This window comes from Streptomyces sp. NPDC058326 (assembly GCF_042879855.1).
Taxonomy (GTDB): Bacteria; Actinomycetota; Actinomycetes; order Streptomycetales; family Streptomycetaceae; genus Streptomyces.
This window is the reverse complement of record NZ_JBHVZO010000002.1, coordinates 592,919-618,482: the sequence shown is the minus strand read 5'-3', so window position 1 is coordinate 618,482 and position 25,564 is coordinate 592,919. Positions and strand designations below refer to the sequence as shown.

Annotated in this window: 23 protein-coding genes and 2 pseudogenes; 12 read left to right on the top strand and 13 right to left on the bottom strand. The window is 72.5% G+C overall.

The annotated features are described in order from the left end of the window. Positions 1-246: 246 nt before the first annotated feature. Positions 247-1,152, bottom strand: a complete 906-nt coding sequence (locus tag ACFVYX_RS05545; protein WP_389680000.1) for an SMP-30/gluconolactonase/LRE family protein — start codon at positions 1,150-1,152, stop codon at positions 247-249. Positions 1,153-1,304: 152 nt separating this feature from the next. Between ACFVYX_RS05545 and ACFVYX_RS05540 the strand changes: the two genes are divergently transcribed. Beyond that, entirely contained in the window at positions 1,305-2,585 is a 1,281-nt protein-coding gene (locus ACFVYX_RS05540) for an ROK family protein (protein ID WP_389679999.1), read from the top strand. A gap of 229 nt (positions 2,586-2,814) precedes the next feature. On the opposite strand, the gene ACFVYX_RS05535 is transcribed toward ACFVYX_RS05540, so the two are convergent. After that, entirely contained in the window at positions 2,815-3,585 is a 771-nt protein-coding gene (locus ACFVYX_RS05535) for an IclR family transcriptional regulator (protein WP_389679998.1), read from the bottom strand. Positions 3,586-3,809: 224 nt separating this feature from the next. Here ACFVYX_RS05535 and ACFVYX_RS05530 point away from each other — a divergent pair, with 224 nt between their 5' ends. From ACFVYX_RS05530 to ACFVYX_RS05520, 3 genes are all read left to right on the top strand, one after another. Beyond that, positions 3,810-4,964 carry a mandelate racemase/muconate lactonizing enzyme family protein gene (locus ACFVYX_RS05530; RefSeq protein ID WP_389679997.1) on the top strand — a complete coding sequence of 385 codons (1,155 nt, stop codon included), beginning with the start codon at positions 3,810-3,812 and terminating at the stop codon, positions 4,962-4,964. Next, on the top strand, positions 4,961-6,004 hold the full coding sequence (locus ACFVYX_RS05525; RefSeq protein WP_389679996.1) for a zinc-binding dehydrogenase: 1,044 nt from the start codon (positions 4,961-4,963) through the stop codon (positions 6,002-6,004). The genes ACFVYX_RS05530 and ACFVYX_RS05525 overlap by 4 nt, the downstream gene beginning before the upstream one ends. A gap of 358 nt (positions 6,005-6,362) precedes the next feature. Continuing rightward, on the top strand, positions 6,363-7,400 hold the full coding sequence (locus tag ACFVYX_RS05520; RefSeq protein ID WP_389679995.1) for a LacI family DNA-binding transcriptional regulator: 1,038 nt from the start codon (positions 6,363-6,365) through the stop codon (positions 7,398-7,400). Positions 7,401-7,508: 108 nt separating this feature from the next. Here the strand turns inward: ACFVYX_RS05520 and ACFVYX_RS05515 are convergent, their stop codons facing one another. The 4 genes from ACFVYX_RS05515 to ACFVYX_RS05500 all read right to left on the bottom strand — a co-directional run bounded on the left by ACFVYX_RS05515 (position 7,509) and on the right by ACFVYX_RS05500 (position 10,653). Further along, the gene (locus ACFVYX_RS05515; RefSeq protein WP_389679994.1) at positions 7,509-8,249 is read right to left on the bottom strand and encodes a class I SAM-dependent DNA methyltransferase; all 741 of its coding nucleotides are present in this window, start codon (positions 8,247-8,249) and stop codon (positions 7,509-7,511) included. Positions 8,250-8,538: 289 nt separating this feature from the next. Beyond that, the gene (locus tag ACFVYX_RS05510; protein ID WP_389679993.1) at positions 8,539-9,237 is read right to left on the bottom strand and encodes an alpha/beta fold hydrolase; all 699 of its coding nucleotides are present in this window, start codon (positions 9,235-9,237) and stop codon (positions 8,539-8,541) included. Between the two features lie 316 nt (positions 9,238-9,553). Continuing rightward, positions 9,554-10,177, bottom strand: coding sequence for a hypothetical protein (locus tag ACFVYX_RS05505; protein WP_389679992.1), 624 nt, complete (start codon positions 10,175-10,177; stop codon positions 9,554-9,556). A gap of 74 nt (positions 10,178-10,251) precedes the next feature. After that, entirely contained in the window at positions 10,252-10,653 is a 402-nt protein-coding gene (locus tag ACFVYX_RS05500) for a hypothetical protein (RefSeq protein ID WP_389679991.1), read from the bottom strand. 105 nt (positions 10,654-10,758) lie between these two features. On the opposite strand from ACFVYX_RS05500, the gene ACFVYX_RS05495 reads away from it, so the two are divergent. Next, a complete protein-coding gene (locus ACFVYX_RS05495; protein WP_389679990.1) occupies positions 10,759-11,328 on the top strand; it encodes an SMI1/KNR4 family protein in 570 nt (189 codons plus the stop codon). A 12-nt stretch (positions 11,329-11,340) separates the two neighbouring features. Here the strand turns inward: ACFVYX_RS05495 and ACFVYX_RS05490 are convergent. From ACFVYX_RS05490 to ACFVYX_RS05480, 3 genes and pseudogenes are all read right to left on the bottom strand, one after another. Further along, positions 11,341-11,463, bottom strand: a pseudogene (locus ACFVYX_RS05490) (transposase family protein); the annotation flags it as partial. 147 nt (positions 11,464-11,610) lie between these two features. Continuing rightward, the gene (locus tag ACFVYX_RS05485; RefSeq protein WP_389679989.1) at positions 11,611-13,821 is read right to left on the bottom strand and encodes a glycoside hydrolase N-terminal domain-containing protein; all 2,211 of its coding nucleotides are present in this window, start codon (positions 13,819-13,821) and stop codon (positions 11,611-11,613) included. Then, positions 13,818-13,955, bottom strand: a complete 138-nt coding sequence (locus tag ACFVYX_RS05480) for a Beta-galactosidase C-terminal domain (protein ID WP_389679988.1) — start codon at positions 13,953-13,955, stop codon at positions 13,818-13,820. The genes ACFVYX_RS05485 and ACFVYX_RS05480 overlap by 4 nt, the downstream gene beginning before the upstream one ends. Position 13,956: 1 nt before the next feature. Here ACFVYX_RS05480 and ACFVYX_RS05475 point away from each other — a divergent pair, with 1 nt between their 5' ends. The 3 genes from ACFVYX_RS05475 to ACFVYX_RS05465 all read left to right on the top strand — a co-directional run bounded on the left by ACFVYX_RS05475 (position 13,957) and on the right by ACFVYX_RS05465 (position 18,329). Continuing rightward, complete coding sequence (locus ACFVYX_RS05475) at positions 13,957-14,472, top strand: hypothetical protein (RefSeq protein WP_389679987.1); 516 nt, start codon at positions 13,957-13,959, stop codon at positions 14,470-14,472. Between the two features lie 225 nt (positions 14,473-14,697). Next, entirely contained in the window at positions 14,698-17,655 is a 2,958-nt protein-coding gene (locus ACFVYX_RS05470) for a glycoside hydrolase family 3 C-terminal domain-containing protein (protein ID WP_389679986.1), read from the top strand. Between the two features lie 146 nt (positions 17,656-17,801). Continuing rightward, on the top strand, positions 17,802-18,329 hold the full coding sequence (locus ACFVYX_RS05465; RefSeq protein WP_389679985.1) for a hypothetical protein: 528 nt from the start codon (positions 17,802-17,804) through the stop codon (positions 18,327-18,329). 31 nt (positions 18,330-18,360) lie between these two features. Here ACFVYX_RS05465 and ACFVYX_RS05460 read toward each other — a convergent pair whose 3' ends face one another. Further along, on the bottom strand, positions 18,361-18,573 hold the full coding sequence (locus ACFVYX_RS05460; RefSeq protein ID WP_389679984.1) for a DUF397 domain-containing protein: 213 nt from the start codon (positions 18,571-18,573) through the stop codon (positions 18,361-18,363). Positions 18,574-18,645: 72 nt separating this feature from the next. Then, entirely contained in the window at positions 18,646-19,668 is a 1,023-nt protein-coding gene (locus ACFVYX_RS05455) for a GlxA family transcriptional regulator (protein ID WP_389679983.1), read from the bottom strand. A gap of 127 nt (positions 19,669-19,795) precedes the next feature. Here ACFVYX_RS05455 and ACFVYX_RS05450 point away from each other — a divergent pair, with 127 nt between their 5' ends. Beyond that, positions 19,796-20,680 carry an NAD(P)-dependent oxidoreductase gene (locus tag ACFVYX_RS05450; protein WP_389679982.1) on the top strand — a complete coding sequence of 295 codons (885 nt, stop codon included), beginning with the start codon at positions 19,796-19,798 and terminating at the stop codon, positions 20,678-20,680. A gap of 95 nt (positions 20,681-20,775) precedes the next feature. On the opposite strand, the gene ACFVYX_RS05445 is transcribed toward ACFVYX_RS05450, so the two are convergent. Next, positions 20,776-21,234 (bottom strand): pyridoxamine 5'-phosphate oxidase family protein, encoded by a 459-nt coding sequence (locus tag ACFVYX_RS05445; protein WP_389679981.1) that lies wholly within the window; start codon positions 21,232-21,234, stop codon positions 20,776-20,778. A 156-nt stretch (positions 21,235-21,390) separates the two neighbouring features. Further along, a pseudogene (locus ACFVYX_RS05440) lies at positions 21,391-21,996 on the bottom strand (TIM-barrel domain-containing protein); the annotation flags it as partial. Between the two features lie 176 nt (positions 21,997-22,172). On the opposite strand from ACFVYX_RS05440, the gene ACFVYX_RS05435 reads away from it, so the two are divergent. Genes ACFVYX_RS05435 through araD form a run of 3 tightly spaced genes read left to right on the top strand, consistent with a single transcriptional unit; the run spans position 22,173 to position 25,491 of the window. Then, complete coding sequence (locus ACFVYX_RS05435; RefSeq protein ID WP_389679980.1) at positions 22,173-22,823, top strand: GntR family transcriptional regulator; 651 nt, start codon at positions 22,173-22,175, stop codon at positions 22,821-22,823. After that, positions 22,820-23,746 carry a dihydrodipicolinate synthase family protein gene (locus ACFVYX_RS05430; RefSeq protein WP_389679979.1) on the top strand — a complete coding sequence of 309 codons (927 nt, stop codon included), beginning with the start codon at positions 22,820-22,822 and terminating at the stop codon, positions 23,744-23,746. The genes ACFVYX_RS05435 and ACFVYX_RS05430 overlap by 4 nt, the downstream gene beginning before the upstream one ends. Beyond that, positions 23,743-25,491: an L-arabinonate dehydratase gene (araD, locus tag ACFVYX_RS05425; protein ID WP_389679978.1), complete on the top strand. Its 1,749-nt coding sequence runs from the start codon at positions 23,743-23,745 to the stop codon at positions 25,489-25,491. Before ACFVYX_RS05430 ends, araD begins: the two co-directional genes overlap by 4 nt. Positions 25,492-25,564: the final 73 nt, after the last annotated feature.

Here is a 25,564-nt window from a genome sequence, read left to right as displayed (position 1 = left end):
GAGGGTGCGGCGGGACGGGTCAGCGGTCCGGCGTGCGGAGGCTGGGGAGCGCGCCGCGGTACGGGGCAGCGGTCCGGCGTGCGGAGGCTGGAGCGCCCGCCGCGGGACGGGTCAGCGGTCCGCGCACCGAGACTCGAAAGCGTGCGGCGGTACGGGGCAGCAGTCCGCGCACCGAGACTCGAAAGCGTGCGGCGGTACGGGTCAGCGGTCCGCCGACGGAGATTGGAGCGCGCGCGGCGGTACGGGTCAGCGGTCCGCGTACGGGGGCTGGGGCAGGCCGGTGGCGCCGGGGCGGCAGGCGAACAGGCGGCCGGCTTCCGGTTCCGCGCTCCGGCGTTTCTCGTCGAGGCCCTCGGTCGCCGTCGTGATCACCAGGACGTCGAGGCCAGGGCCGGCGAAGGCGCAGCTCGTCACGTGGGAGGCGGGGACCTCCACGCGCGCGTGGAGGGTGCCGTCGGGGGTGAACGCGAGGACTTCGCCGCCGCCCCAGACGGCGACCCAGACCCGTCCCTCGCTGTCGACGGTGAGACCGTCCGGCACTCCGCGATCGAGGACCGCGAAGGGACGGCGGTCGTGGAGCGTGCCGATCAGCGGGTCGTAGGCGAAGACGTCGACGCGGCCGGTGGGACTGTCGGCGTAGTAGAGGCGGGTGCCGTCCGGGCTCCAGCCGAGACCGTTGGAGATGGTGACGGAGTCGAGGAGGGTGACGAGGCCTTCGCCGTCGAGGCGGTAAAGGGCGCCCGCGCCGGGGCTCTCGTCGTACGCCATGGTGCCGGCGAGCAGCCGGCCCGCGGGGTCGACGGCGGCGTCGTTCATCCGGCGCGGCAGACCGTCATCGGGCAGGACGGGCGCGGCGACTTCGACGGCCTCGGTGACCGGCCGGTCCTGCGCCAGGTGCAGGAAGGACGTGCCGGCCGCGGCGAGCAGGGCTCCGGAGGCGCAGGGCAGGACGGCGCCGACCGGCCGGTCGAACCGGAGCGTGGCGACGGGGGCGAGGTCCGGTCGTCCGTGGTCGTCGGTGAGCGCGGCCCGGTGGACAAGGCCGTCGGGGATGTCCACCCAGAGCAGTTCCTGGCGCCGGGTGTCCCAGACGGGACCTTCCGTCAAGCGTCCGGGCAGGGGGGAGCAGGGCACGGCCCTGAGGTGCTGCATCTGGCCTCCTCGGTCGGCGGGGGTGCGGCACTGGAAAAACTACGGGTTCGTCTAACGGTTGTAAATATCCTCCCCGCCGCTTCTTCCAACCCTTTGAATAAGATCGCGGTACGGGGACCCACCCGGGGCCGTACCAGCGGAGGACAGCAGCCATGATCAAGCGGACGTCGCAGGACATTCGCCGCCTCAACCGCTTCGAGGTCCTGCGGCGCTTCTACGCGGGATCCGGCGCCGTCAGCCGCCAGGACCTCGCGGCGGCGACCGGCCTCTCCTTCGCCACCGTCGCCAACCTGACCTCCGAACTCCTGGAGGCCGGCGTCCTCGCCGAGGCGGGCCGCGAGGACTCCAGCGGCGGCCGGCCCCGCGCGCGGCTCGCGGTCAACGCCGACCGGGGCGCGCTCATCGGCGTCGACATCGCCGAGACCTCCGTCCACGCCGAACTCTTCGACCTCGCCCTGGAGGTCCGGCACTCCGTCGAACGCCCGCTCCCCCCAGGCGACGTCCGGCCCGCCGACGTCGTCGAGCAGCTCGCCGCCTGCGTCGAGGAACTGCTGCGCGGCTCCGGGGTGCCCCGCGCGCGCGTGCTCGGCGTGGGCGTCAGCGTCCCGGGCATGGTGGAGCACGAGGGCGGGGTCTCCTCCTTCTCCCCGTACTGGTCCTGGCACGAGGTGCCGTTGCGCGCCCTGCTCGACGAGCGCCTGGGGCTCCCCCTCCGGCTCGACAACCCGCTGCGGGCCAGCACCGTCGCCGAGCTGTGGTTCGGCGCCGGACGGGAGGCGGACGACCTGGTGGTGCTCACCCTGCGGGCCGGTGTCGGCGCCGGGATCGCGATCGGCGGCCAGCTCTACCGGGGGTTCACCAACAGCGCCGGCGAATGGGGCCACACCTGTCTCGCGATCGACGGCCGGCTCTGCACCTGCGGCAACCGGGGCTGTGTGGAGGCGTACGTCAGCACCCGGGGGATCGCGCAGACCTGGCGCGAACTCGCCCCCGGCGACGAGCGGGCGACGGGTCCCGACGACGCGGCCACGGTCGCCGCCCTGGCGCGCGCGGCGGTGGACGGGGAGCCGGCGGCCGCCGAGGTCGTCGAGCGGACGGGGCGCTACCTGGGCGCGGCGGTGGCCAACCTGGTCAATCTGCTCAATCCCCGGGTCCTCGTCCTCGGCAACCAGGTCGTCGACCTGCTCGGCGAGCGCCTGCTGAGCGCCACGTACGAGGCGGTCACCCGGCACGCCCTTCCGCTGCCGCACGGGGCGGCGAGCCTGCGGCGCAGCTCGGTCCCTCACAACGCGGTCACCCGGGGCGCGGCCGCCTTCGCCCTGGAGGGCTTCCTCGACGACCGGGAGGTCTTCGGCCCGGTCAGCCGGACGCGCCGGCCCCGGGAGCGGAAGGGGGACGGCGGGCGCGCCGGGTCCACCGGTGCCGAGGCGTGAGCCCGGGGGCCTGCGGGCGCCGAGGCCGAGGCCCGGGTGTCCACCGGTGCCGAGGCGTGAGCCCGGGGCTCTCCGGGCGCTGAGGCCGGGGCCCGGGCGTCCACCGGTGCCGAGGCGTGAGCCCGGGGCTCTCCGGGCGCCGAGGCCGGAGCCCGGGCGTCCACCGGTGCGGAGCCATAATCCCCGGCGCCTGCCGACGACGCCGTCCGTCACCCCCACCGCCACCGCCTCAGCGGATGACGCGGTGGCCGAGGCGCTCCGACAACCGGTCCGCGCCCTTCGCGGCGAGGGCCGTGAGCTCGTTCTCCCGCTCCTCGGTCCAGCGGTGCGCCGGCACGGAGACGGAGAGCGCGGCGACGACCCGGCCGGAGCCGTCACGGACCGGCGCGGCGACACAGCTGACGTCGGGGTTGGACTCCTGCTGCTCGACGGCGACCCCGAGGATCCGGATCTCCGCGAGCGCGGCGCGCAGGGCGTCCGGGTCGGTGAGGCTGTGGGGTGTCATGCCGGTGAGCTCGCGCCCTTCGAAACGCTCGTCGAGCTCGTCCTCGGGGAGGGTGGCGAGCAGCATCTTGCCGACGGCGGTGCAGTGGGCGGGCAGCCGTCGGCCGGCGGCGGAGACCATCCGTACCGCGTGGGTGGAGTCGACCTTGGCGATGTAGATGACGTCGGTGTCCTCGAGTACGGCCACATGGACGGTCTCGCCGCACGTGTCGGCCACCTCGCGGGCGACCTGGTGGCCCTCGGCAGCGAGGTCGAGCTGCTCGGCGTACCGGCTGCCGAGCTGGTACGTGCGGACGCCGAGGCGGTAACGGCCGGGCTGTTCCATGACCGGTACCAGATAGCCGCGCGCGGTCAGGGTGCTGACCAGCTCATGGGTGGTCGTGCGCGGCAGCTGGAGTCCTCGGGTGATCTCGGGGGCGGACAGCGTCCCGTCGCCCTCCAGGAAAAGCTCCAGTATGTCGAATGCCCTGGTCACCGCCGGAACCAGTCGTCCCATGGATCCCCACCCCACCTCGGTCCGTCCGAAATCCCGTACTGCGATCGAAATCGCGAACAGAGACTAGCGGCGCGGCCGGGAGCGGGCAACGACTCCGACCGGCCGGGCCGGGTGGACGCACTCCCATTGACACCCCGGCGGACCGCTGCCTACGGTCTCGCCGATCCACCGAATGCGATTCGGTATCCCGAACAACTCGTCCGCGCCCCCCGGGAGCAACCACCGTGCGCATCACGGGAATCACCACTCACGTCGTCGGCACGCCGTGGCGAAATCTGACCTACGTCCTGGTCCACACGGACGAGGGACTCACGGGGGTCGGCGAGACCCGGATGCTCGGCCACACCGACGCGCTCATCGGCTATCTGCGCGAGGCGGAGGCCAACCACATCGCCGGCTCGGACCCGTTCGCGGTCGAGGACCTCGTACGGCGGATGAAGTACGGGGACTTCGGCCGGGCCGGGGAGATCGTCATGTCCGGCATCGCGGTCGTGGAGATGGCCTGCTGGGACATCAAGGGCAAGGCGCTCGGCGTGCCCGTCTGGCAGCTGCTCGGCGGGAAGGTCACCGACCGGGTCAAGGCGTACGCCAACGGCTGGTACACCACCGAACGCACCCCGGAGGCGTACCACGCGGCGGCCCGCGAGGTCGTGGCGCGCGGCTACCGGGCACTGAAGATCGACCCGTTCGGCACCGGTCACCACGAGCTGGACGCCGAGCACTCGCGGTACGCGGTGTCCCTGATCGAGGCGGTCAGGGACGCGATCGGCCCCGACACGGAGCTGATGGTGGAGATGCACGGACGCTTCTCCCCGGCGACGGCGGTACGGCTGGCCCGTGAGCTGGCCCCGTTCCGGCCGGCCTGGCTGGAGGAGCCGGTGCCGCCGGAGAACCTCAAGGCGCTCGCGAAGGTGGCCGGGAAGGTGGACCTGCCGATCGCCACCGGTGAACGGATCCACGACCGGATCGAGTTCCGCGAGCTCTTCGAGTCGCAGGCCGCCGACATCATCCAGCCGGACGTCGGCCACATCGGCGGCATCTGGGAGGCGAGGAAGCTCGCCGCCACCGCCGAGACCCACTACGTCCTCGTCGCCCCGCACAACGTGGGCGGCTCGGTGCTCACCGCGACCTCCCTCCAACTGGCGGCCTGCACCCCCAACTTCAAGGTCCTGGAGCACTTCAACGACTTCGCGGACGCCGAGATCAAGGAGGTCGTGCGCGGCGCTCCCGAGGTCGACCCGGAGACCGGATGCTTCACGGTCCCCCACGCCCCCGGCCTCGGCGTCGAGCTCGACGTGGACGCGGCGGCCGAGTTCCCCCAGCAGCGGGCCCGGTTCGACCTGTGGGCCGAGGGCTGGGAGAAGAGGCAGCCGAGGTGAGCGCCGCCGCGTCCGCCCCTTCCGGCGCTCCGAGCCGCGCGATCCTCGTCGAGCGGCCCGGCAGGCACCGGCTCCTCGGCCGCGAGGTCCCCGAGCCCGGCCCCGGCGAGGTACGGGTCCGGGTCGCCGCCGCCGGGATCTGCATGAGCGACCGCGAGCTGTACGAGGGCCGCAGGGCCCCCGGCTACGTCCGCTATCCGGTGGTGCCCGGCCACGAGTGGTCCGGCACCGTGGACGCGGTCGGCACCGGGGCCGACCCCGCGCTCCTGGGCAGGCCGTGCGTCGCCGAGGGCTTCCGGTCCTGCGGCCGGTGCGAGCGCTGCCGGTACGGGGAGACCAGCCTGTGCACGGCCGGGTACGCCGAGACCGGGTTCACCGAACCGGGCGCGTTCGCCGACCACCTCCTCGTACCGGCGAGGCTGCTGCACCCCCTGCCGGACGGGACGGACCTCCGGGCCGCGGCCCTGCTCGAACCGGCCGCCGTCGTGGCCGCGGCGGTACGCGCCGGGCGGCCGCGCCCCGGGGAGCGGATCGCCGTGGTCGGCGCCGGGACGCTCGGTCTGCTCGCCGTCCAGTGGCTCGCCGCCTCCTCCCCCGCCGAGCTCGCCGTCGTGGACCCGCGCGCCGAACGGGCCGGCAAGGCCCTGGGCTTCGGCGCGACCCTGCCGCTCACCCCGGGCGAGGCGGAGGGCGCGACCGGGCGCTTCGACCTCGTCGTGGAGACCGCGGGGGCGCCGACCACGGCCGCCTCCTCCTGTCTGCTCGCCCGCCGGGGCGGACGGGTGGTGCTCACCGGCATGTTCACGGCGGGGGCCACCGGGATCGACCCGGTCCATCTGTCCGTCAGCCAGTTGGAGGTCCGCAGCGTCTTCGGCGCCTCCTCCGCCGCCTGGGCCGACGCGGTGCGCGCCTTCTCCCTGGGGCTGCTCGACCCGGCCCCGCTGGTCACCCACGAGTTCCCGCTCGAACGGTTCGGCGAGGCGCTCGCCCTGGTGGGCGGCGGCGACCCGGCCACGGGCAAGGTCCTTCTGCGCCCCTGAGCGGGCCCCACAGCCGAGCCCCGGCGGCGCACATGCGACGCCCGGAGCCCCACGGGCGAGGCCCGGCGCGCCCGGCTCGTCCTCGAACTGCCCGCCCGGCACGGGGCGGACGGGGGCATGTCGCCGATCAGCTCCCGGCAGCCGACTCCCGGCAGCCGGGCGAACTCCGCCTCTTCCCGGCGGACTTGCCGTGCGTTCGCCCTCACATCGAAGCGCTTCGATCTTCTTGAGCGGTCTCTCTGGACAGGTCAACACGGTCGGGTTACGGTCTCGCTGAGCGTCGGAAGCGATGGTTCGACGGCTTTCGGCAGATGTCGTCGAAGCGATTCACCTCAGTCACGGCCCGCGGGGAGAACGGATGGTCACGCTTGCCGAGGTCGCCCGGCACGCAGGGGTGTCGGCCAGCACGGTGAGCTATGTCCTCAGCGGCAAGCGGCCCATCTCGGATCCCACCCGGCGGCGGGTGCGGGCCAGCATCGACCGGCTCGGCTACCAGCCGCACGCGGGCGCCCGCGCGCTCGCGAGCAGCCGTTCGCGGATCATCGCGCTGATGGTGCCGCTGCGCACCGACATGTACGTGCCGGTGATGCTGGAGATCGCGGTCGCCGTCGCCACCGCCGCCCGCGCCCACGGCTACGACGTGCTGCTCCTCACCGGGGAGGAGGGCCCCTCGGCGCTGCGCCGGGTCACCGGCAGCGGTCTCGCCGAGGCGGTGATCCTGATGGACGTCCAGCTCGACGACGAGCGGCTGCCGGTGCTGCGCGCCGCGGGGCCGCCGGCCGTCCTGGTCGGCATGCCCGCCGACCCCACGGGCCTCAACTGCGTCGACCTGGACTTCGCGGCGGCCGGTGCGCTGTGCGTGGAGCATCTGGCGGATCTCGGGCACCGGGAGATCGCGGTGATCGGTGAGGCCCCCGGTGTCTACGCACGGCACACGGGCTTCGCCGAGCGGACCCTGCGGGGGCTCCGCGAGCGCGCCTCCGAGCTCGGTGTCGGTCTGCTGCACCGGCCGTGCGAGGGCGGGCACGACGCCGTGGCGGGCGTGCTCGCCCGGATCTTCGACGAGCGGCCGGGGGCGAGCGCGTTCGTCGTGCAGAACGAGACGGCGGTCGAACCGCTGCTCGCCCTGCTGCGGCGCACGGGCCGTGCCGTACCGGAGGACGTGTCGGTGGTCGCGGTCTGCGCCGACCAGATCGCCGCGCAGGCCTCGGTGGCGCTCAGCTCGGTGGCGATCCCGGCGCAGGAGCTGGGCCGGCGGGCGGTGGAGCGGCTGATCGCGCGCCTGACCCGGCCGGAGGGGGCGGCGGACGCCGTCGGGGTCGAACTCCTCACACCCGAACTGACCGTACGCGACAGCTCGGGCCCGCCCCCCGCCCCACGCGAACCGGGAAACTGACGGCGCGCCAACCACAGCCGAGGAACCGACCGCGCGCGCCCCACGCGAACCGGGCACCTGGCGGCGGCGTTCAGGAGCCACGTTGACGGCCTGGCCCGGTGGCCGACCTCAGGCCGGCTTGCGCCACACGGAGATGTGCTTCGCCGAGTCCTGGGTGAACGGAGCTCCGTCCCAGTCCGCGACCCGGCGTTCCAGTTCGAGCCCGGCGATCCGTGCCATCAGGTCGAGCTCCGCCGGCCAGGCGTACCGGTGCCGGGAGTTCTCACGGCGGTAGCGGCCGTCGTCGCCGTCGCGGGTGAAGTGGTGCGAGACGAGCATCTGCTCGACCAGGTCGAAGGTGTCGAAGCCGAGATGCTGCTGGGAGACATCGAACGGCACCGCGATCTGGCCGGGCGGCAGGAGCCGCAGCGGCGGCACACCCAGCTCGATGACGAACCGGCCGCCGGGCTCCAGATGCCGTGCGGCGTTGCGGAAGCACTCGACCTGCTCGTCCTGTGTGAGCAGGTTGGTGATGGTGTTGTAGACGAGGTAGACCAGGGAGAACTCGCCGGGCACGACGGTGGTGGCCATGTCCCCCACGGTCACCGGGAGCGTCTCCTCGTCCGCCTTGCGCCGCAGCACCGCCGCCATGTGCTCGGACAGTTCGATGCCCACCACCGGAACGCCGCGTTCCCTCAGCGGGACGCCCACCCGTCCGGTTCCGATGGCGAACTCCAGTGCCCGGCCGTCTCCGGCGAGCTCGGCGAGGAAGGCGAGGGTCGGTCCGAGGACGGCGGCCGAGGACAGTTCGGCCTCCCCGGCGTCGTAGCGGTCGGCGGTCTCACGGGTCCACAGTTCACTGCTCGTCACGGGTGGCCACTGTGCCGGGTGCCGAGGAGCACTGTCGACACATTTAGGTTCTCCGCGGCGCAGCGCGCACCGCCCACAACTCGTTCGTCGCCTTGGCAGGGCTACAAGGCTCGCATGCGGTCGAGTGCGGCAACAATCGCCTCAAAAGGCACTGGGCCGTGGCCACGCTGGTACGACACACTCGCGGTCCGCCACGAGGCGACCGTTCTCATCGCGGCCATCTACGAGTGGCTGTGATCAGCGCAGTCGACACAACGCCGGCAAGGAGTCCGGAAGCATGGAACTGCGGTCACACCCCGGCAATGTCGAGGAGGTTCCGCGCCAGTTCGCGTGGCTGGGAGAACATCGGCCAGTGGCCGGTGTCCATCTCGATCAGCCGCCAGCGCCCGCTGGTCAGCAGCTTGGCTACGTCGTCGCTCGGCTCGGGGTCACCGAGCGTGCACTTGATGTAAGTCGCCGGGAGGTCGTCGAGCGGCCTTTCCAACACGGCGGGTTCGGTCAGCGTGGCACCCGGGTGCGGCGTCGAACCGCCCACGATCCGCGCGATCTGCTCATCGGTGAGACCGTGACCCTCGAAGTGGGCCGCGGGCGCGACCGGCCAGAATCCTCCGTTCTCGGCGATCGTTGCCCTCATCATCGCTCCGCCGTCCGGCCAGGAGGAGACGAACGGTTCACCGTCGGCCGGAACACTGGAGTCAAGGAAGACCACGTGCGCCAGCCGGTCGCCGATCCGCTCGGCGGCCTGACCGCTGGGGATACCCGAGTAGCTATGCCCTACCAGGACCACTTCACGCAGATCCTGGCGCTCGACCTCATCAACGATGTCCTGGACGTGGGTCTGCTGCCCGGCCGGCACGCCTTGCTTCTCAGCGAGACCGGACAGCGTCAGCGGGTGGATCCCATGGCCGGCCGCACGCAGATACGGCACCACATCGTCCCACGCCCACGATCCGAGTCGCGCACCTGCAATGAGTACAAAGTTCGCCATGGCCGCACCCTAGTTGAGCGGCCCCACGACCGCTCCGAAAATTTTTTCGATACACGCCCCAGTGCCGCATCAGGCAACATGCACCCTGTTGTGACACCTGCGCATCCTGCTCCGCCCGACCGCGAGCCCCGACGGCGACGCCGCGCGACCTACACCCACCCACGCGGCCCAGGGCAGCGTGCTCCGCCGCTACATCACCTGACGGAACAAGAACGCCGCCGACAAGCGCCTCAAAGCCCTCCCGCCCAGAACTCCCGCCGCCTCACTCCACGAGACGAGGCCAACGTCGTCTGATGCGGCACCAGGAAACGACCTCTCAGTATCCCAAGCCGACATAGATGATGACGTTCTCGCCATTGTCCCTGGCTCCGACGCACAGGTCACGCCGGTCCAGCAGCCAGCCGTTGGAACGGCAGCTCTCCCGCTGGAGGCCCAGTTCGCGGATGATCTCCGGGCGGGACAGGCCGTCCTCGCTGGTGACCGTCGCGACGCGCCAGCAGCCGCCGGAACCGCAGCTGGTGCCTTCGCTGACCATGCTGATGCCCGGCGGCAATGAGGGGAGGGCCTTGGACGGCGGGGCCTCCGAGCCTTCGCTGATCAACAGCGCGTACAGGAGGCCGGCCACGAGAGTGAGGACGAACTGCATCCCCAGGAAGCCGATCGCTCCGTTGCGGCGGGAGGTCCATTGCGGGGGAGGAGAGTTCTCGTGCCGTCCTTCCAGTCCCGCGCCGCAGGCGATGAGCAGGGGCGCGAGAGCCGTGAATATGAGATGGGCGTCGGGTCTGGGGACGTCGATCCAGCCGTGCTGGACACTGATCAGCAGACTGGCTCCGGCGAGCAGCGTGCCGCCGATCGCGAAGCCGACGGGGCGGGTGCGGGCGATCGTCATCCAGACGACGACGGGCGCGACGGCGAAGAGTATCCCCAGGACGATCAGCATGTACGGGTGGACGTGCGACCCCGAGCGCCCGGTTCCCCCGGCCGGGGCTCACCTCAGGCCCGCAGGCCGGTCGTTCATGCCGTGGGGACGTGGAGGAGGCCCACCTTGACGCTCCGGATCCGAATCCGCTGTCCAGTTTCCGCGCTCAGAGGGGTGCCCAGCGCCGGCAGCCCGGATTCGCCGTCCTGGTGGGACGGGGCTGTGTCTACTTGCGCCGGCCGGAGTTCGAGGAGGGAAGGGTCTTCTTGATGAAGCTCGGGCCGGACGGACGGCGGCTGCGGCAGGTTGAGATCGGTCCCGACGGTGGTGCGGTCAAGACGAGTGTCGAGGACTGGCCGCGCAACGCACCGTTCGATCTTCACGATCCGCAGTACTTGCTGCGGCTGTTCGCGGGGGTGGTAGTGCGGGGTGCGGAAAGAGGGGCCGGCGCCCTGGTAGGCGCGGTCCGCGAGATCGTGGGGACGGATGGAACGCATGCTCGAAGTACCATCCCTGCAAGGTTCTCCGGCCGGTAATTCCCGATCTCCGCAGTGGCGTAGTCGGACGGAGACATCCGTAGAGAGGACGGAGGGCAGAGGGCGATGAGTGTGGCTGAGAGTTGGACGCGTGTGATGAGTCTTCTTCGGGAGCACGCGCCGGCCGATCACGCGGATCTGCCGGGGCCCGCTACGGAGCAGATGCTCGCGGCAGCCGAGGAACGTATGGGGATCTCCCTGCATGGGGACCTGCGGACGTGGCTGTTGCAGAACAATCCGGATCTGCCGGAGGAAGAATTCGACGACGACGTGATGTGTTGCGGCTTCGACGGGTTCCCCGACGAGGGAAGCTTCTTTCTGGGCATCAGGGCGATGGAGAGGCTCTACGCGAACCGATACACGTCTGGTGGATTCGACCCTCCGGACCAGCCGGACCACCCGTTCTGGCGTAACGAGTGGATCCCGTTCCTGTCGGACCAGGACGGCTGGATGGGAAAGTTCGTCGATGTACGGGACGGGCGCGTCGGCAGGTGGTTCGTGGGTGGCCCCACGGTCACGGGCGAGTACGAATCGATGGCCGAGTATTTCGACTCCGTGGCGGCGACGCTGACGAGGATCGCCGGTGGAAGCTCCCCGGTCTGTCGGTTCACCGAAGGTCGACTTGTCTGGTCGTGAGACGGTTCCCCAATGGAGCCCGGGCGCCCAGGAGGCCAGGACGTCCAAGGTCTCGTCGACGTACCGCCAGGCGGTGGCCTGGGATATCCCGAAACCGGCTCCGAGCTGCGAGAACGTCTCGTTCTTGCACACATGCTCAACGAGCTCGTGCGGACGTCGAGCGTGAGGATACGGAACCCCAAAGTCTCACCTGTGCGCCTACGGCCTTGCCGGTGGCAACGAGCCTGCCTATGTGACAGCTGTCGCGCTTCGGCTCGGCCAAACCCCCAGGAGATCATTTCGTCAGGAGTTTTCGGAGCCGACGGTCCGTTCCGCTCCGGCGCGCAGGACGAGACGGGTCGCCCCCGTCGGTGTCCTGAGGTCGATCTCCGCGTCCCGGTCCGGGCGCAGGACCGCCTCGTACGTGCCCGGTGACCAGCTGAGGTCGAGGCGGGCGCCGAAACGGGTTCGTACGCCCGTGAGCCGGCCGCGCGGGTACCGGGCGGGCGGCGCGGGGAGCAGGACGAGCCGGGCGGGCGTGGACTGCACGAGGGCCTCGACGACGAGAGCGGGCAGGGCGTGGGCGGCGTCGGCGTTGTAGACGTCGCGGGCCGGGTAGTGCGCGCTCATCAGAGAGTCGTGGAAGTAGTCGCCGGTGAGGACGCGGTCGAGGGCGGCGCCGGTGCGGGCCGCGTCCCGCAGCCGGGCGGCGACCAGTCCGTGGTGGAGGTGCCCGTGGGCCGAGTCGTTCTCGCTGCCCCGGAGTTCGAGGGCGCGCCGGGCGGCCCGGGCGAGGGCGGGGGTGTCGTACGGGTTGATCTCGTCCAGCGGCCAGACGGGGTAGAGGTGGCTGAGGTGCCGGTGGTCGTAGCGGTCGCCGAGGCCGGGCCAGGCCCATTCGGCGAGCGCGCCCTCGTCGTTGACGCGGTACTCCGGGAGTCGGCCGGCGAGCGCCCGCAGGCGGTCGGCGTCCCCGGCCGGCGCGCGGTCGGCGGCCGCGTGCAGGGCGTGCCGGGCGGCGGCGATGTCCATGGTGGCGTTGACGGCTCCCCAGCTCCCGCCGCGCGGACGGTTCTCCGGGGAGTAGGAGGGGACGACGACGATGCGTCCGTCGGGTCCTGTGCGGGTGAGGAAGTCCTCGTAGAAGAGGGCGAGTTCGGCGAGGGCGGCCGATGTCCTCGGGTCCCGTGTGCCGTTCGTCTCCTCGTCGTCGAGGAGCGGTTTGAGGAGCCAGTCGGCGCCCGCGGTCCACAGGTGGAGGGGGTACTCGCGGCTGAAGTGGTACGTGTACCCCGAGACGCCGTCCGTGTGGGAGGGGGCGACGATGCCCCGGGTGCCGAAGATCGCCCTGGCGTTCTCCCGCCAGTCGTCCCGCTGTCCGTGCACCAGGGAGGCGTGGGCCGCCGTCACCTCGGGAAGGTCGGCGGCGACGGAGGACGCGGTCTGGAGGTTGAGGTTGGCGTTGGTGGTGAACGCCCCCGCCCACGCCGTGTTCCAGTCACCCGTCCAGAGCCCGGTGAGGCGGGGCGGCCGTGCGCCGGAGGAGGAGAGCAGGTGGTAGCGGCCCGCCGCGAAGAGGCGTTCGAGGAGCGCGGGGCTTCCGGGACGGCGGAGGAGGGCCGAGCCGGGGAGGGCCCGCTCGGCCTCGTCGGCCCCGAGGTCGAGGGTGACGCGCCGGTAGGCGGCGGTGTGCAGGGCGGTGTGGCGGGCGAGCAGCCGGGCGTGGAGCGTCGTGGGATCCCCGGAGGTCGGGCCGCCGGTCAGGGCGCGCAGGGTGTCGGTCTCGCGGGTCGTGTCGACGGCTCCGGCGTGGCTCCGCACCCGGGTGAGGAGCAGCAGCCGCCCGGCGCCCTCGACGCGGACGCCGCCGGATGTGACCGTGGTGCGGCCGCCGTCGGTGAGCAGCAGCGTGAGCCCGGTGTAGCCGAGGGGGCTTCCGGGGTAGCGGGCCCGCAGGGTGAGGAGGGTCTCGCCGCGCGCGGTGGCGACGCCGCGTCCCGCGCCGAGGTCGGCGGGGACGCCGGGCAGCCGGTGGTCGAGCTCGATCTCGACGACGGGGCCGGGAGAGGTGACGTGCTGGACGAGGACGTCGTCCGCGCGGGAGACGAAGACCTCGCTGCGCCGTTCCCCGCTCACGCAGGTGACGACCCCGGTGGTGAAGTCCACGGACCGCCGCACAGGTACGTCCGAGGTGGCGGGCGTGCTCCGTACCCGGGTCAGGAAGCCGGGGTGGAAGGGCCGCACCCAGCGCAGCGGCCGCCCGTCGGTGAACCGTTCCGCCGCTGTCGGGTCCCCCGCGAGCAGGGCGTCCTGAAGAGCGGGGAGCGCGGCGGCGAGCCGGGGCGGCGCGGTCCCGCCGGGCGGGTTGCCGGGCCGTACGAGGGTGTGGTGGGTGACGATCACCCGGTCGTCGACGGGGTCGCCGTGGACGAGGGCGCCGTGGCGGCCGTTCCCGGCGAGGAAGGCGTCCTCCCAGCGGGCGGCGGGCGCGGGTTCCCAGGTGCCGTGGATCACGGAAGCTCCCTCGGTACGGGGTCCGGTGCGCGCTCGTGTGCGTCGAGGACCGCGACGCCGTACCGCTCCAGCTTCACCGCCTCCTCGACCGTGGTGCCGGTGAGCAGCTCGTGGTGGCGGCCGGGCAGGGGCACGGTGACCGGGTCCGCGGCCGTGGTGGAGGAGGAAGAGGAGGTCGCCGCGGCGGACGGCTTCGACGCCCTCGGGCAGGTCGTCGAGGACGGGCCGGACCCCGGCCCGGTGGGCCGCGGTGGCGAGGAGCGCGCGGAGGCCCTCGGGTTCGGGGAGGGTGGAGACGTACCGGGCGCGGCCGTTGCGGAGGACGGCGGGCAGGCCGTCGAGTTCGCCTCCCCGGTAGGCGGCTTCCCGGTGTCCGTACCGCCGCCGCCGCAGGCCACGAACAGGGGGACGCCGCCGGCCACCGCGGCGGCGACGGCGGTGGAGGCGAGGAAGCCCCTCCGGCTCTGCCCGGAGTCACTCCGGCTCGGGGTGGATCTCCGGGAGCCCGGGGAGACGGCGTTCGGCGTCATTGCGTCAACCCTTCATGGCACGCGCCAGGACATACGGCGACCGTCGAGGTGCCGGCCGGCTGCGGTGGTGGAGGTGGTGCGGGCGGGCCGGAGCCCCGGGCGCCGCCGACGGTCGAGTTGAAGCGCTTCGATATTGCTGCGAGGTTAAGTGAACGTCACGGGCGCGGCAAGAGTCGTTCCCAAGAATCTCGGGGTTCCCGCGATCGTTGCGCGCCCGCCAAGTACCAGCCCGGGAACGGGAAATCGGCGCCCCGTACGCCTTGACACCCGTTCCCGTCGGCCGGAGCATCGAAGCGCTTCGAATTCCTCGTCCTGACGACACACTCCTCTGCCAAGGGACTCGCACGTGACCGCACACCGGCCGCCCTTCCGTGACCCGGCCCTTCCCGTCGCCCGGCGCGTCGACGACCTCCTCGGCCGGCTCACCGCCGACGAACGCCTCGCGCTGCTGCACCAGTTCACGCTCGCCGTCGACCGCCTCGGCCTCGCCGCCTTCCGCACCGGCCAGGAGGCCCTGCACGGCGCCGCCTGGCTGGGACCCGCGACGGTGTTCCCGCAGTCCGTGGGCCTGGGCGCGACCTGGCACCCGGAACTGGTGCGCCGCGTCGGCGAGGCGGTCTCCCGCGAGGTGCGGGCGATGCGCGCCAAGGACGACCGGGCGGGCCTCAACGTCTGGGCGCCCACGGTGAACCTGCTCCGCCACCCGCTGTGGGGGCGCGGCGAGGAGGGGTACGCGGAGGACCCCGCCCTGACCTCCGCGATCGCCACCGCGTACACCAGGGGGCTGCGCGGCGACCATCCCGTGTACTGGCGCACGGCACCGGTCCTCAAGCACTGGCTGGCCCACAACAACGAGACCGCGCGCGACACCTCCTCGGCCTCCGTACGGCCCCGGGTGCTGCACGAGTACGACCTGCGGGCCTTCCGCGGCGCCGTCGAGGCGGGCGCGGTGGCCGGGGTGATGCCCGCGTACAACCTGGTCAACGGGCGTCCGAACCACCTCTCCCCGTACCTGCGGGACGAGCTGCGGACCTGGACGGACCAGGAGCTGTTCGTCTGCTCGGACGCGGGCGCGCCGTCCAACCTCGCGGACTCCCAGGGGTACTTCGCCACCCACGAGGAGGCCCTGGCGGCATCGCTGCGCGCCGGGGTCGACTCCTTCACCGACCACGGCACGGACGCCTCGGTCACCCTGGGGCGGCTGCGCGGGGCGCTCGACCTCGGCCTCATCGGCCCGGAGGACGTGGACCGGGCCGTACGGCGCCAGCTCACCGTGCGGTGTCTGCTGGGCGAGTTCGACCCCGACTCGGGCCCGTACGGGGACGAGGACCGTTTCGACACCCCCGAGCACCGGGGGCTGGCCCTGGAGGCGGCAGAGGCGGCGGTCGTCCTGCTCAGGAACGAACCCGTGGGCGCGGGCGGGCCGCTGGAGGAGAAGGGACTTCCGGGCGCGGAGGGACCTCGGGACGAGAAGGCGGTCCCGGGCGCGGACGGGCCGCTGCTGCCGCTCGGGCGGCCGGAGCGGATCGCCGTGGTGGGGCTGCTCGGCGACGCCTGCAAGCTGGACTGGTACAGCGGTGCGCTGCTGCACCGGTCCTCGCCGCTCGACGGGCTGCGGGAACGGTTCGGCGCGGACCGGGTGACGTTCGCCGAGGGGGTGGACCGGGTACGGCTGCGCACCGCGTCCGGCGCGCTGCTGCGGGTGCCGGAGAGCGGGGCGGCCGGCCCGGTACGGGGTGCGGAGGGCGCGCTCGACCCGGCGCTGACCGCGGGTCGCACCGACCTTCCGCCGCTGACCGCCGACGGGGAGGGCTCGGAGCTGGCCCTGGTCGACTGGGGCGACGGGGTGCTGACCCTGCGCGCCCCCGACGGCCGGTACCTGTCGGTCGCCGAGGACGGTTTCGTCCGCGCCTCGGCGGACGAGCCGGGTGGCTGGGTCGTCCAGGAGACCTTCCGGCTGGAGGACGCGGGGAACCACGATGGCGACGCGGACCACGGTGACGGGCACCTCCTTCTGCACCTGGGGACGGGTGGCTACGTCTCTGTCGCCGCCGACGGCGTGAAGGTTGCCGCCGACCGCGGATCCGCCGACGTGTTCTCGGTCGAGACCGTCGAGCGGGGCGAGGACACGGTCGCCCGGGCCGCCGCGGCGGCGGACGTCGTGGTCGTCGTCGCCGGGAACGACCCGCACATCAACGGCCGCGAGACCGAGGACCGTACGACGCTCGCCCTGCCCGCCCACCAGGACCGGCTGTGGCGCGCCGCGCACGCGGCGAACCCGCGGACCGTCCTCGTCCTGGTCTCGTCCTACCCGTACGCGGTGCCGGAGGCCGCCGCCACGCTCCCGGCCCTGCTGTGGACCGCGCACGGCGGACAGGCGGCGGGCACGGCGCTGGCCCGCGTCCTGGCCGGTGACGTCTCCCCGGCGGGGCGGCTCCCGCAGACCTGGTACGCGACCGATGCGGACCTGCCCGATCTCCTCGACTACGACGTGATCGGGGGGCGTCAGACGTATCTGTACTTCGACGGGACGCCGCTCTTCCCCTTCGGGCACGGTCTCTCGTACACGACCTTCGGGTACGGGGAACTGTCCACGACCGTCGAGGGGGAGACGGTACGCATCGACTGCGCGGTCACCAACACGGGCGCCGTCGCGTCGGACGAGGTGGTCCAGGTGTACGCGCGCGCGGTGACGCCGTCCGTACCGCGCCCGCACCGGGAGCTCGTCGCCCACGAGCGGATCCACCTGGCGCCGGGCGCCTCGGCGTCGCTCGCCTTCACGGTGCCGCTGTCGGCGCTCGCGTACTGGGACGTGGCGCACGGGCGGTGGGCGGTGGAGCCGGGGACGTACGAGTTCCTGGCCGGGCCCTCCAGCGCGGAGGCACACCGTACCGTCCGGATCGAACTGACCGGCATCGCGCCCGGCCCCCGGCCGGTCCTGGAGGCCGGCCTGGAGGCCGCCGGGTACGACGAGCAGACGGGCACGGTCATCGTGGACCGCTCCCAGGTCTCCGGCGACGCGGTCGCCCCGGCGGCCCCGGGCGTGCCCGGCACCCTGCTCTACCGCGCGTGCGACTTCGGCGACGGTGTCACGGAGGTCGCCGTGACGGCCTCGGAGGCGGGCGAGGTGACGTTCTCCGGGGCCGACGGGACGACCGTCCTCGCCCGCGTCACGGTGGGGCCGACGGACGGCCCGTACGCCTTCACCACCGTGGGGGCGGCCTGTCACCTCCGGGACGTGACGGACCTCCGCGTCGAGCTGCGCGGGCCGGTGCGCCTCGCGCACGTCGCCTTCTCCGGCTGAGGGTCCGGAGAAGGCGACGACGGGTGACCCGCCGGTCTCCTTCCGGCGCGGCGGGACACCTCACCGGGGCCCGGCACCTCCGGTGCCGGGCCCTGATCACGTGCGGGATAGGCTCGCCCGGTCCATGACACCGGGGAGGGCTCCACATGATCGACAAGATGTCCGTACGACGTGCCGCGCTGGTCGCCGTCGCTCTGGCGGCCCTGGCCGTCTCCTGCGGCACGACCCCCGAGCCCGACCGTCCGGCGACGGGCCCGGGGACGGCGGCCACGACCACGGCGCCCGAGGCGGGGACCACCACGGCCGAGCCCACCGCCGCCCCCGGGGCGGCCGCGACCTCCACCCCGACCGGCGAACTCGCCCCCGCCCCCGGCGAGAAGGTCCGTGACGCCTTCGCCACCCTGCAGGCCACCCTCTACGACTCCTGCGCTGCCGACTGCGCCTACTTCCTCGGCCGCGTCCACAAGGAACTCCAGGAGCTGGACGGGGCGATGAAGGCCGACCCCAAGGGGCCCGGACACTTCCCCGAGCCGATCCAGAAGATCGCCGAGCTCAACGAGGCGCTGGCCGGGGACAGTTCCTACGAGAACCTGAAGAAGCACGAGAAGCTGCTCATCGGCACCCGTGACTTCATCAACACGTGGATGCAGGGCCACCCGGACGACTACCGCTGACCACGGCGCCCCGGGTCGCCCCGCCCGTTTCTCAGCAGACGCCGGGCCGCCGCGCCTTGACCAAGTCGACGAAGGCCGCGAAGGCGGCGGCGGAGACGGCGAGGCCCGGACCGTCCGGGACCTTCGAGTCCCGGACGGGGAAGACTCCGAGGGTGGGCACGAGGTTGTGGGCGACCTCCACGCACTGGCCACCGGGAGCGGCCGTGACTACGGCGGCGAGGACCGTCGCGCCGGTCCACCGCATGGGCAATCACCCCGGACCGGAGTCCGAGCTCTCCGTGACCGCGCGCTGCATGGACCCGATCACCGTTCCGCCCTACGCGGCCCCGTCGCCCTTGGCGTCACCGGACATCGTCCGGGGGAAGGCCCGTCGGTAGTCGCTCGGCGACACCCCGACCTGTTTGAGGAAGTGGTGGCGGAGGTTGTTCGCCGTGCCGAGGCCGCTCAGTTCCCCGACCTTCTCGATCGGCAGGTCCGTCGATTCCAGCAGGCTCTGGGCCCGTCCGAGGCGTTGGTTGAGGAGCCACTGGAGTGGAGTCGTCCCGGTGGCCGCCTGGAGTCGCCGGTAGAGGGTCCGCGGGCTCATCGCCGCACGCCGCGCCAGGTCCTCGACCGTCAGGGGCTGGTCCAGGTGCGTACGAGCCCAGTCCAGTACGGGCCCCAGGCTCCCGTCGTCGGTGGGGGGCACGGACAGGTCGATGAACTGCGCCTGGCCGCCGGGCCGGTGGGCGGGCACCACCATCCGCCGGGCCAGCTGATTGGCGACGTGCGCACCCAGGTCACGACGTACCAGGTGGAGGCAGAGGTCGAGTCCGGCGGTCAGCCCGGCACTGGTGAGCACATCGCCCTCGTCCACGTACAGCACCGAGTCGTCGACCCGTACCTTCGGGTAGCGCTCGGCCAGTTGAGCGGTGTGCATCCAATGGGCGGTGGCGCGTCGTCCGTCGAGCAGACCCGCCTCGGCGAGTGCGAAGGCGCCGGTGCACAGGGAGACCATGCGGGCGCCCGCGTCGTAGGCGTTGCGCAGGGCCGTGATCAGGTTCCGCGGCAGCGGCCTGCCCTCGTCGACACAGGGGTCGGGCACCGAGGGCACGATGACCGTGTCGGCGCCGACGAGGTCGTCGAGCCCGTAGCGGGTCCGCAGTGACAGCCCGGTCCCGGTCGGGGAGTCGTCCTGCTGACGCTCCCCCGTACTGCACAGCCGCAGGTCGTACCAGGGGTCTGCCAGGTCGGGCTGGGGCTTCCCGAAGACGGTGCAGGGGACGCTCAACTCGTACAGATCCCAAGAGGGGAATCCGATGTCCTCGGTCACGACCAAGGCGACGGAACCAGGATTCATGCCTCGAAGGGTACGGCAGGAATTTGGTGGTCGCCGTCACCGGCGTCACTGTTCCCGACCGCCGCGCGCTGCGATCTTGGTCCTCACGTGACCGACCGCCGCAGGCGGACGAACAGGGAGTTCTGACATGCATTCTGATCATTCCTCAGTGACCGTCATGGGGTTGGGCTCGATGGGCTCGGCGCTGGCCGCCGTACTGCTGGAGCAGGGCCACGAGACCACCGTGTGGAACCGCTCGGCGCACAAGGCCCAGCCGCTGGTCGACCGGGGTGCCCGGCTGGCCACGACACCCGAGGAGGCGATCGCGGCGAGTCCCGTGACCATCGCTTGCGTACTGGACTACGAGGCGCTGCACACCGTCCTCGACCCCGTCGCCGGCTCCCTCGCGGGCAAGGTCCTGGTCAACCTCACCTCCGGTTCTCCCGAGCAGGCCGACGAGGCCGCCGCGTGGGCCCGGTCGTACGCCGCCGACTATCTCGACGGCGCGATCCTGACCACTCCGCCCGGAGTCGGCAGCCCCGAGACGATGTTCCTCTACAGCGGTTCCCACACCGTCTTCGAGGCCCATCGTCCGACCTTGGGGGCCCTGGGCGATCCCCTGTACCTGGGCACCGACCCGGGCCTGGCCTCCCTCTACGACGCCGCTCTGCTCGGCCTGATGTGGTCCACCATGACCGGATGGCTGCACGGCACCGCGCTGGTCGGCGCGGAGAAGATACCGGCCACGGCCTTCACCCCTGTCGCGATCCGCTGGCTGACCACCGTGACCGGCTTCCTGACCACCTACGCGCCCCAGGTGGACGCCGGCCGCTACCCGGGCGACGACGCCACCGTCGACGTGCAGATCGCGGCCATCGACCATCTCATCCACGCCGCGGCGGCCCGCGGCATCGACAACGCCCTGCCCGAACTCCTGAAGTCCGCCATGGAACGGGCCAAGGCCGCGGGCCATGGCTCCGACAGCTACGCGAGCGTGATCGAGGTCCTGAGGAACCCGGCGGACGGCGCATGACCGTGACACCGACAGCCACCACTCATCCCGCGGGGGACCCGCCGGGGCCCGGGTAGGGCGGCGCCCCGCGGCATGACGGGAGCCCGGCGGCGGGCTCAGACCACCCAGACGCCGTCCCGCATGAGGTGGCGGCCGACGAGTTCGGGCTCCTCGTGCCAGGCCTCCACGGCGGTGGGACGGACCCGGAACCAGACGTACGCGGGGCCCGAGCCCCTCGGGTCCCAGCCGCACTTGGCGGCGAACCCCTCGATCGCCTCCGTCGGCACGTCCGCGACGGCGAGGCTCGTCACCTCGCCGTCGAGCAGCACCACGTCCCGGGTGTCTCCGAGCGCGAGCCGCGTCCGTCCGCCGGTGCTGAGGTTGCGCCCGGTGGGGTTGGTGAGCCGGGTGCACAGCCAGATGTCGGCGCCGTCCCAGTAAAAGGCCAGGGGCACGAGGTACGGCGTGCCGTCGCCGGCCGCGGAGGACACCCAGATGTCCACCTCGTCCGTGAGGCGCACCAGGACGTCCTTCTTGCGCTGTCCGGGGTCTCGTGTCGTCCGCGTGTTCGTCATGGTCCGACCCTACGGCCCCTCCCTCCCGTCAGGAGGGAGGGGCCGCAGGGGCTCAGCCGTCGAGCCCGCCCGGCGCCAGAAGCCGTACCTCGTACGGCAGTTCCGTTCCGCTCACCGTGACCCGGGGCCCTCCGGCGTGCGGGTGATCTCGTAGCAGAAGCCGAAGCCGCTCAGGGAGAGCGAGAGGCCGCCGCGCAGGGACTCGGCCATGGCCTCGAAGGAGGCCCGGCAGTCGCCGCCCCAGTGGACGGGGAACTGCTGGCCGCCGGCGGTGGCCGAGCGGGCGAAGAGGACGGCCTCGCCGGTGCCGCGCTCCTTCTCCAGCAGGTCGAAGACGGTCCGGTTGTAGAGCTGGGCGTAGTAGTTGTGCATGCGCTCGGGGTCCGAGCCGTCGTGCCAGACGACGTCGGTGGGGACGCGCTCGCCGAAGTCGGTCTTGAAGCAGTCGACGCCCTGCGCGAGCAGGGGCCGCAGCTTGTCCTGGAACCAGGTCCTGGCCTCGGGGTTCGTGAAGTCGACGAGGGCCATGCCGGGCTGCCACAGGTCCCACTGCCACACGTCGCCGTTGGGCCTGCGGACCAGGAGGCCCCGGGCCGCGGCCTCCGCGAAGAGCTCCGACTTCTGGGCGATGTACGGGTCGATCCACATGCCGACGCGCAGCCCCCGGGCCTTGAGCCGGGCCGGCATGTCCTCGGGGTCGGGGAAGGTCTCGGGGTCCCAGCGGAAGTCCGACCACTGGTACTCGCGCATCCAGAAGCAGTCGCGTGGGCGGTGAAGCGGTCAGAAAACAAAACGCTGAACCAGACCTCCCCAGGATCCGGGCCGTAGAAAACGCTTGCGCGAAGCATTGACGAAACACGAACGCCCCCATAGCTTCATGCCCGTTGCACTTCGTACGTCATATATGAGACGCGATACATGAGATCTGAGAGCGCGCCATGGCCTTCGCCCCCAGTCCCATCCCCTCCCGCACCCAGTACGTCCTGGAAGCGATCAAGCACGACATCCTCACCGGCGGACTCAGACCCGGACAGGCGCTCGTGGAGACCGAACTCGCCGCGCGCTTCGGGGTGTCGAAGACCCCCGTCCGCGAGGCGCTCAAGACCCTCGCGGGCAGCGGACTCGTGGTGATGAGCCAGTACAAGGGCGTCACGGTCCGGATGGTCGACGCGGACATGGCCCGCGCCGTCTACGACGTACGTCTGCTCCTCGAGCCGGAGGCGGTCCGCCGCGCCGTCGCCTCCCGCGCCCCGCTCGACGCGGCCGACGAGGCCCTGCGCCGGGCGGCCGCGGCCGAGGACCCGGCCGAACGGTCCCTGGCCAACCGCGACTTCCACCGCGCGCTCTACCTGCCCTGCGGCAACCCGCTGCTCGGCCGCATGCTCGACGAGGTCCGCGACCAGGCCGCGCTCGTCTCCACGGTCGCCTGGGCCGCCGTCCCCTCCTGGGAGCGCGAGGCGGCGGAGCACGAGCAGATCCTGCGGCTGGCCACCGCGGGCGACGTCGACGGGGCGGGCCGGGCCGTACACGACCACATCGCCTCGTTCGTCGAGCGCGCCTTCCCCCACTCCCCCCTGGACAGCGAATGAGCGGGCAGCAGCACGTGAGCATCGAATTCGAGACCCTGAGGGCCGCCCTCGCCGACGTCGTGGCCATTCCGGTCACCCCGTTCGCCGAGGACGGCTCCGTGGACACCGCCACCCACCGGGCGCTGCTGCGCCGGCTTCTCGACGGCGGGGTCCGCACCCTCACTCCGAACGGCAACACCGGGGAGTTCTACGCCCTCACCCCCGAGGAGCGCCGCTCCCTCACCGAGGTGACCGTCGAGGAGGCCGGCGACCGGGCCACGGTCCTGGTCGGTGTCGGCCACGACGTGCCGACGGCGGTCGAGGCCGCCCGCCACGCCCGCGCGGCCGGCGCCGGCATGGTGATGGTCCACCAGCCCGTCCACCCGTACGTCTCCGAGAGCGGCTGGGTCGACTACCACCGGGCCATCGCCGAGGCCGTCCCGGAGCTCGGTGTCGTCCCCTACATCCGCAACCCGCTGCTGAGCGGGGCCCGGCTCGCCGAACTCGGCGCCGTCTGCCCCAACGTCATCGGCGTGAAGTACGCGGTCCCCGACGCGGCCCGGTTCGCCGGCTTCGCCAGGGACGCGGGCCTCGACCGGTTCGTGTGGGTGGCCGGCCTCGCCGAGCCGTACGCGCCCGCGTACTTCGCGAGCGGCGCGACCGGCTTCACCTCCGGCCTGGTCAACGTCTCCCCCGCGGTCTCCCTTGAGATGCTGGGCGCCCTGCGGGCCGGCGACTTCCCCGCCGCCATGAAGGTGTGGGAGCGGATCCGCCGCTTCGAGGAGCTGCGCGCGGCGAACGGCAGCGCGGACAACGTGACCGTGGTCAAGGAGGCCCTCGCCTCCCTCGGCCTGTGCCGCCGCGCGGTCCGCCCGCCGAGCCGGGAACTCCCTGAGGGCGAGCGGGCCGAGGTCGCCGCGATAGCCGCCGGCTGGTCGGCATGAGCACGCCGACCCCCGACGGCCGGCCGGAGAAGCGGCCCGAGGAGCTGCGCAGCCACCAGTGGTACGGCACGGACGGGCTGCGCTCGTTCAGCCACCGCGCCCGCACCCGGCAGCTCGGCTATCTGCCCGAGGAGCATCTCGGCAAGCCGGTGATCGCGATCCTCAACACCTGGTCCGACATCAACCCCTGCCACGTCCATCTGCGGGACCGGGCGCAGGCCGTGAAGCGGGGGGTGTGGCAGGCCGGCGGTTTTCCGCTCGAGTTCCCGGTCTCCACCCTGTCGGAGACCTTCCAGAAGCCGACCCCCATGCTCTACCGCAACCTCCTCGCCCTGGAGACGGAGGAGCTGCTGCGCTCCTACCCGGTGGACGGGGCCGTCCTCATGGGCGGCTGCGACAAGACGACCCCGGCGCTCCTGATGGGCGCGGCCTCGGTCGACCTGCCGACGGTCTTCGTGCCTGCCGGTCCGATGCTCCCGGGGCACTGGCGGGGCGAGACCCTCGGCTCCGGTACGGACATGTGGAAGTACTGGGACGAGAAGCGGGCCGGGCTCATCGGCGACTGTGAGATGGCGGAGCTGGAGAGCGGTCTCGCCCGCTCCCCCGGCCACTGCATGACGATGGGCACGGCGTCCACGCTGACCGCCGCCGCGGAGACCCTGGGCGTGACCGTGCCGGGTGCCTCCTCGGTGCCGGCGGTGGACTCGGGGCACGACCGGATGGCCGCCGCCTCGGGGCTGCGGATCGTGGAGCTGGTCCGTCAGGACCTGCGGCTCTCGCGGCTGCTGACCAGGGAGGCGTACGAGGACGCGGTGGCCGCGGTGCTCGCGCTGGGCGGTTCGACCAACGCGGTGATCCATCTGATCGCGATGGCGGGGCGTTCGGGGGTGAAGCTGACGCTGGACGACTTCGACCGGATCGCGCGGACGGTTCCGGTCCTGGCGAACCTGCGGCCGGGCGGGCAGTACCTGATGGAGGACTTCCACTTCGCGGGCGGGATGACGGGCTTCCTCTCGCGGCTCACCGACGTGCTGCACCTGGACCGGCCCACCGTCTCCCACGCCACCTTGCGGGAGCAGCTCGACGGGGCCCTCGTCCACGACGACGAGGTGATCCGCCTCCGGTCGAGGCCGCTGGCCGCCGAGGGCGGGGTGGCGGTGCTGCGCGGCAACCTCTGCCCGGACGGCGCGGTCATCAAGCACATCGCGGCCGAGCCGCGGCTGCTCAGGCACACGGGTCCCGCGGTCGTCTTCGACGACTACCGCTCGATGCAGCGGACCATCGACGATCCTGCGCTGGGCATCACCGCCGAGCACGTCCTCGTGCTGCGCGGCGCGGGTCCCAAGGGCGGGCCCGGGATGCCGGAGTACGGCATGCTGCCCATCCCCCGGTACCTCCTGGAGCAGGGCGTCCGGGACATGGTGCGGATCTCCGACGCCCGGATGAGCGGGACGAGCTACGGGGCGTGTGTGCTGCACGTGGCGCCCGAATCCCATGTCGGCGGACCCCTTGCCCTCGTCCGTACGGGCGATACGATCACCCTCGACGTCGCGGCACGCTCCCTCCATCTGCACGTCACGGACGAGGAGCTGGACAGCCGCCGGTCCGCGTGGACACCGCCGCCGGCCCGCTACGAGCGCGGCTACGGCGCGCTCTACATGGAGCAGATCTCCCAGGCCGACACCGGCTGCGACTTCGAGTTCCTGGCCAGGCCGGGAGCGACCCCCGATCCGTACGCGGGCTGAGACCCGCCCTCGAACTCCCGGCAGTCCCGGCCCGGAAGGCCCACCAGCCCCACCCGACCCCTCTTGTCCGATA

Excerpts from the sequence above, each read along its gene's own strand:
- araD (WP_389679978.1), top strand. The coding sequence starts at position 23,743 with ATGAGCACGCCGACCCCCGACGGCCGGCCGGAGAAGCGGCCCGAGGAG.
- ACFVYX_RS05505 (WP_389679992.1), bottom strand. The coding sequence starts at position 10,177 with ATGCTGATCGTCCTGGGGATACTCTTCGCCGTCGCGCCCGTCGTCGTC.
- ACFVYX_RS05545 (WP_389680000.1), bottom strand. The coding sequence starts at position 1,152 with ATGCAGCACCTCAGGGCCGTGCCCTGCTCCCCCCTGCCCGGACGCTTG.
- ACFVYX_RS05465 (WP_389679985.1), top strand. The coding sequence starts at position 17,802 with ATGATCGACAAGATGTCCGTACGACGTGCCGCGCTGGTCGCCGTCGCT.
- ACFVYX_RS05455 (WP_389679983.1), bottom strand. The coding sequence starts at position 19,668 with ATGAATCCTGGTTCCGTCGCCTTGGTCGTGACCGAGGACATCGGATTC.
- ACFVYX_RS05430 (WP_389679979.1), top strand. The coding sequence starts at position 22,820 with ATGAGCGGGCAGCAGCACGTGAGCATCGAATTCGAGACCCTGAGGGCC.
- ACFVYX_RS05520 (WP_389679995.1), top strand. The coding sequence starts at position 6,363 with ATGGTCACGCTTGCCGAGGTCGCCCGGCACGCAGGGGTGTCGGCCAGC.
- ACFVYX_RS05495 (WP_389679990.1), top strand. The coding sequence starts at position 10,759 with ATGAGTGTGGCTGAGAGTTGGACGCGTGTGATGAGTCTTCTTCGGGAG.
- ACFVYX_RS05500 (WP_389679991.1), bottom strand. The coding sequence starts at position 10,653 with ATGCGTTCCATCCGTCCCCACGATCTCGCGGACCGCGCCTACCAGGGC.
- ACFVYX_RS05535 (WP_389679998.1), bottom strand. The coding sequence starts at position 3,585 with ATGGGACGACTGGTTCCGGCGGTGACCAGGGCATTCGACATACTGGAG.
- ACFVYX_RS05450 (WP_389679982.1), top strand. The coding sequence starts at position 19,796 with ATGCATTCTGATCATTCCTCAGTGACCGTCATGGGGTTGGGCTCGATG.
- ACFVYX_RS05510 (WP_389679993.1), bottom strand. The coding sequence starts at position 9,237 with ATGGCGAACTTTGTACTCATTGCAGGTGCGCGACTCGGATCGTGGGCG.
- ACFVYX_RS05540 (WP_389679999.1), top strand. The coding sequence starts at position 1,305 with ATGATCAAGCGGACGTCGCAGGACATTCGCCGCCTCAACCGCTTCGAG.
- ACFVYX_RS05460 (WP_389679984.1), bottom strand. The coding sequence starts at position 18,573 with ATGCGGTGGACCGGCGCGACGGTCCTCGCCGCCGTAGTCACGGCCGCT.
- ACFVYX_RS05435 (WP_389679980.1), top strand. The coding sequence starts at position 22,173 with ATGGCCTTCGCCCCCAGTCCCATCCCCTCCCGCACCCAGTACGTCCTG.
- ACFVYX_RS05445 (WP_389679981.1), bottom strand. The coding sequence starts at position 21,234 with ATGACGAACACGCGGACGACACGAGACCCCGGACAGCGCAAGAAGGAC.